Raw genomic sequence first — 4837 nt, 5'->3', positions numbered from 1 at the left:
CGAAATGACTCCGAACTCTGGACGCGACACGGCCCGGAGGGACGCCCGGAAATCTGGACGCGGGGCCCTCGGGTCAGTGCCGGCAAATGTCGATCACGCGCGGCCTGCCACTCGTCGTGCGAGCAGCGTGGGGGAGGCCAGAAACCTGTTGATCACATTATTCGGTCGAAGAGTGACCTGCCACGCGTTCCACGCCCCCGGGCCCGCCTGCTCTCCAGCAGGGCTGGAACGGGCGTGACACATCCCGCGACAGGGGATGAAACAGGTGTTTCCGCCCCCGTCCCAGGATGGACGGGGTTGGCCGCGAGCGAGGAAGCTCAGTGACCCGCGGAGCCGGGCGGCTCGACGCGCTCCACCTGCTTCTGCACGGCGGCATCCGACGCCACGTCCGCACCCAGCTGCAGGTACGTCAGCAAGTACGTGCGCCCCGTCGTCGGGCCCTGCGCCGCCGCCGTGCGGGCCAGGGCGTCACGCCGTGCTTCGAAGGAGGTCAGCGTCTCCTGGAGCGAGCGGCGCGCGTCCTCGTTCTTCTCCACCTTCAGGCGCTCCTGCACCCGCGCGATGTTCGCCTCCACCATGCGCTGGCTCTCCCGGGCGCGGTTCGCCTCGGACAGGTCCGCGAAGGGACCGGCGCCCTCCACGGACAGCTCCAGCTTCGCGACCTGGCGGCCCCGCTCTCCGGGCGGCACCAGCGTGGACACGCCCTGGCGCTGCGCCATGCCCACGCCCCGGCCGTCGTGCGACTGCAGCACGAAGTCCACGCCCTCGGCGCCCTGGGCCAGCTTCACGGCCTCCACGTAGGGCACCGCCGCGAGCAACAAAACCAGCGACACCTGCTCCTTCTGGCGCAGGCGCTTCACCTCGGAGGTCACCGCCGGGCCCACCGGCAGACCCCGGACACCCTCGGGCAGGAAGGCCGTGCCCTCGGAGCCGCCGGCCGGAGCCTTGGGGTCCGCGGACGCCGGGGACACGCCGATGATGCCCACCTTCAGCCCGCCCACCGTCGTCACCACCGACGCGGGGAAGAGCGGCTGTCCCTTCGCGTCCACGAGGTTCGCGGACACGAGCTTCAGCTTCGCACCCTTCGTCTTCTTCTTCAGGAAGTCCACGCCCAGCACGAGGTCGCGCTGGCCCACGGCCATGGCCGCGTAGCCCTGCGCGTCCAGCTGCTCCAGGAGCAGCTCCGCGCGAAGCTTCGCCTCCTGGCCATCCGCCAGGGTCTTGAAGAGCGCGTTGCCCGCGTCCAGTGCGAGCACCGGCACGCCCTTCGCGCGCTCCTCGTTCAGGACCGTCTTTCGTCTGGCCAGACCGCCAGACGGGTTGTGGCGTCAACCACAGGGGGCGACTTCGCCCCCGTTGTCTCCGGTGAAGAGCAGCACGAGCTTCTTCGGCGCGGCCCCCGCCACCAGCGGCAGGAGCAACAGGAGCGCCAGCGCGGCGAGCCGGGGAGCGCGGGGGCTCATCACTTCTTCGCCTTCTTCGGCGCGGGGGCAGGCGCGGGCTTCTTGTCCAGCTCCGCCAGCTTCGTCTTCGCCGTCTTGGCCGCGTCCGACTTGGGGTAGCTCTTCACCAGCTCCTCCAGCGCCAGCTTCGACTCCTCCTTCATCTTCAGCTTCAGGAAGCAGTCGGAGGAGCGCAGGTACGCGTCCGGCGCGGACGGCGTCTTCGTGTGGTCCTGCACCACCTTGCCGTACTCGAAAAGGGCCTCGCGGCACTTGGACTCGGTGAAGTACGTCTCGCCCAGACCGAAGTGGGCCTCGCCCACGAGCGCGTCCTTGGGCCACTTCTTCACGAACTCGTTGTAGAGCTGGCGCGCGATCAGCGTGTCGCCGGCCTTCGCCTTGTCCTGCGCGAGCGCGATGAAGTCCTTCGCGGTCGTGGGGCGCTGGAGCTCCTCGGCCTTCCTCTTGGCCTCGGCCTCCTTCACCGCCTCCGTGCCCTGGAGCGCCAGCAGCCGCTGGTTGGTCTCCTCCGTGCTCTTGCCGAGCGCGGCCTCCAGCTCACCAATCTTGTAGAGGTACGTCTCCACCTGGCCGCGCAGCTGCGCCAGGTCCTCCACCGTCTTCTGGAACTGCACGCCGATGTCCGCGTCCTTGCGGCGCGCGGCGGTGTCCAGGCTCTGCAGGGCCTGCGTCACCTGGGCGATCTTCTCGTCGAGCTTCGGCTGGGTGACGGCGAGCTGGTCGCGCGCCTCCTTCAGCTCCGTGGCCAGCCTGGCGTTGTCCGCGCCCAGCCGGTCCACCTTGGCTTCCAGGGCACGGCCGCGGTCGGCGGGGTAGAAACAGCCGGGAACAGCAGCGGTCAACAAGGCGAAGAGCACGAGCCTGCGCATGGGCCGCGCATCCTAGGTCCAAAGTGCCCCGCGCGCCGCTTCTGTTTCCATCGCGCCCGGCCGCCCCCCTGCCCTTCAGCGCGCCCCTTCCGCCTCCAGCCGCTCCACCGCCCGGGCGCAGGCCACCCGGAGCCGGGGCAGGTTGAGGAAGAAGGGCACCGGCCGCGCCCGCCCGGACTCCACCGCCCGCAGGGCCCGGCGGTAGGCCTCCAGGGCGGCGCCGGGCTGGCCGCACTGCTCCAGCAGGAGACCCAGCAGGTAGCGGGCGGCGACGTGGTCCGGATCCAGGTCCAGGCACCGGCGCAGGTCGCGCTCGGACTTCTCGTCCGGGACGCCCGTGGAGGCCCCGTCCAGCACGCACGAGAAGAGCCAGTCCGCCTGCGCCATCGCGGCCTCGTCCGGAACCGAGGGCGGAACCGGGGGCGGAACCGCCGGAGCTTCCGGCTTCGGCGCGGCGGGCCCGGTGGCGATGCTCGGGAACCGGCCAGATTCCCGCTTGGGCCGGACAGGCTCCGCGGGCGCGGCGTCCTCGCGCACGTAGAAGAACGCGTGCTCACTGGGCAACAGCCGCAACTCCGGGGGCACCTGGAGCAGCGGCTCCGCGGCGGACAGCACCAGCACTCCGCCGGGCGCGAGCCGCTCGCTCAGGCTCCGCACCGTGCGCTGGAAGGCCTCCGGGGTGAAGTAGATGAGGACGTTGCGGCAGAAGATGATGTCGAACCCGCCGCCCCCGGGGGCCTCCGGATACGGGGCTTCCATCAGGTTGTGGCGCCGGAACTCCGCCTGCGTGCGCAGCGACGCCACCAGCGAGTGGCGCCGGCCCTTCGGCTCGAAGTAGCGGGAGCGCGAGGCTTCCGGCACGCGCCGGAGCGCATCCGAGAGGAAGCTCAATTCGCGCGCCCGGGTGAGCACCTGTTCGGAGATGTCCGTGCCCAGCACGCGGCTGGAGGGATCCGCGCCCTCCTGCGCCATCAGGAGGAGCAGCGTGGCGACCTCCTCGCCCGCCGCGCAGCCCGCGCTCCACACGTGCAGCGGCGTCTTGGAGCGCTGCACCCGGGGCGACAGCACGTGCTCGCGGAAGGCGGACAGCTGCACCTCGTCCCGGAACACCTCCGACGTGTGCACCGCCACCGCGTCCACCAACCGCGCCAGGTCCGCCGCTCCCGTGGGCGTGCGCAGGTGCGCCACCAGCCGCGTCGCGCTCTGCCCGTGTCCCAGGGCGTCCAGCCGCGCGTCCAGCCGCCGCTGCTGGGCCCCGCTCAGCGCCATGCCCGTGTGGGCCTGGAGCCAGGCGTGGACGGGAGTCCAGCGCTCGGGAGAGGACGTCATGGCGCGCGAGGTCAGCGGCTTGCGGCCAGCGACTCTCCGCGCGCCAGGCGCGCCAGGGTGGCCGCGACGTCATCGCCGTGGATGAGGTGGTCCACCGCCTTGCGCTCCACCGCCGCGCCCGGCATGCCGAACACCACGCAGGACTCCTCGTTCTGCGCCAGCGCCAGCCCACCGCCCTGCTTGATGGCCAGGAGCCCGTCCGCCCCGTCCGCGCCCATGCCGGTGAGCACCACGCCCACCGCGCGCCGGGCGTAGACCTTGGCCACGCTCTCCAGCAGCACGGTGCCGCTGGGCATGTGCCCGTCGCGCTCCACGCCGGGCTTGAGTGCCACGCGGCCTCGCACGGGCACCACCATGTGCTGATCCGGCGGCGCCACCAGCACCAGCCCCGGCTGCAGCGTGTCCCCGTCCACCGCCAGCCGGACCTTGAGCTTGCTCGCGTTGGCGAGCCAGCTGGCCAGCGACTCCGAGAAGGCGGCGTTGATGTGCTGGACGATGACGATGGGCGCCGGGAAGTCCGCCGGCAGCTCCGACAGCATCCGGTAGAGCACCTGCGGGCCGCCCGTGCTGGCGGCCACCGCGACGATGCCCATGGAGGCCGCGGGCAGCACCGCGACCGGAGTGTGCGGAGTCCCCGGCGCGCCGCGCTTCTGGCCGCGCACGTGGCGGATGACGCGCACGGAGGAGATGAGCTTCACCTCCTTGGTGAGGTTCCACGCCTCCGGCCCCGCGTCGATGGAGGGCTTGATTTGCAGCGCCAGCGCGCCCAGCTCCAGCGCGCGGTACGTCAGCGCGGGGGCCTGCGAGCGCGGATCGCCCGTCAGCACCAGGATGGGCGTGGGGCACTCGGCCATGATGTGCTCCACGGCCGTGAGCCCGTCCATGACGGGCATGTCCACGTCCATGGTGATGACGTGGGGGCGCAGCTCCTTCGTGAGGGCAACGGCCTCCTGGCCGTTCGCGGCGGTGCCGACGACCAGGATGTCCGGGTCGTCGCTCAACGCCGCGCTGATGAGCTGACGGCAGATGACCGAGTCATCCACCACCAGCACCGTCACTTTCTTGCCCATGTCCGTTCAATACCCCGTACGCGCCGCGGGAGTATAGCAATGCGATGGGCCCCGGGCGTCTCCCGGCGGCTCTCCGGGCGGCGCCGAGCCTCTCGGAGCCTTCGGG

5 protein-coding genes are annotated in these 4837 nt (G+C 71.6%); all 5 read right to left on the bottom strand.

All coding sequences use genetic code 11. The features are described 5' to 3' along the window. Positions 1 to 317: 317 nt before the first annotated feature. On the bottom strand, positions 318 to 1262 hold the full coding sequence (locus tag GTZ93_RS19080) for a metallophosphoesterase family protein (RefSeq protein ID WP_180946040.1): 945 nt from the start codon (positions 1260 to 1262) through the stop codon (positions 318 to 320). 66 nt (positions 1263 to 1328) lie between these two features. After that, the gene (locus GTZ93_RS42855; RefSeq protein ID WP_014395184.1) at positions 1329 to 1463 is read right to left on the bottom strand and encodes a hypothetical protein; all 135 of its coding nucleotides are present in this window, start codon (positions 1461 to 1463) and stop codon (positions 1329 to 1331) included. Next, a complete protein-coding gene (locus tag GTZ93_RS19075; protein ID WP_139917078.1) occupies positions 1463 to 2332 on the bottom strand; it encodes a tetratricopeptide repeat protein in 870 nt (289 codons plus the stop codon). Before GTZ93_RS19075 ends, GTZ93_RS42855 begins: the two co-directional genes overlap by 1 nt. 75 nt (positions 2333 to 2407) lie before the next feature. Then, on the bottom strand, positions 2408 to 3661 hold the full coding sequence (locus GTZ93_RS19070; RefSeq protein WP_139917076.1) for a CheR family methyltransferase: 1254 nt from the start codon (positions 3659 to 3661) through the stop codon (positions 2408 to 2410). An 11-nt stretch (positions 3662 to 3672) separates the two neighbouring features. Continuing rightward, positions 3673 to 4731 carry a chemotaxis-specific protein-glutamate methyltransferase CheB gene (cheB, locus tag GTZ93_RS19065; RefSeq protein ID WP_139917074.1) on the bottom strand — a complete coding sequence of 353 codons (1059 nt, stop codon included), beginning with the start codon at positions 4729 to 4731 and terminating at the stop codon, positions 3673 to 3675. Positions 4732 to 4837: the final 106 nt, after the last annotated feature.

Source organism: Corallococcus exiguus (assembly GCF_009909105.1).
Classification (GTDB): domain Bacteria; phylum Myxococcota; class Myxococcia; order Myxococcales; family Myxococcaceae; genus Corallococcus; species Corallococcus exiguus.
Note: the sequence above shows the minus strand (reverse complement) of the source record. Positions and strands in the feature narration are given on the sequence as shown.

Coding starts and splice junctions, on each gene's coding strand:
- GTZ93_RS42855 (WP_014395184.1), bottom strand. CDS start 1,463: ATGAGCCCCCGCGCTCCCCGGCTCGCCGCGCTGGCGCTCCTGTTGCTC.
- GTZ93_RS19070 (WP_139917076.1), bottom strand. CDS start 3,661: ATGACGTCCTCTCCCGAGCGCTGGACTCCCGTCCACGCCTGGCTCCAG.
- GTZ93_RS19075 (WP_139917078.1), bottom strand. CDS start 2,332: ATGCGCAGGCTCGTGCTCTTCGCCTTGTTGACCGCTGCTGTTCCCGGC.
- cheB (WP_139917074.1), bottom strand. CDS start 4,731: ATGGGCAAGAAAGTGACGGTGCTGGTGGTGGATGACTCGGTCATCTGC.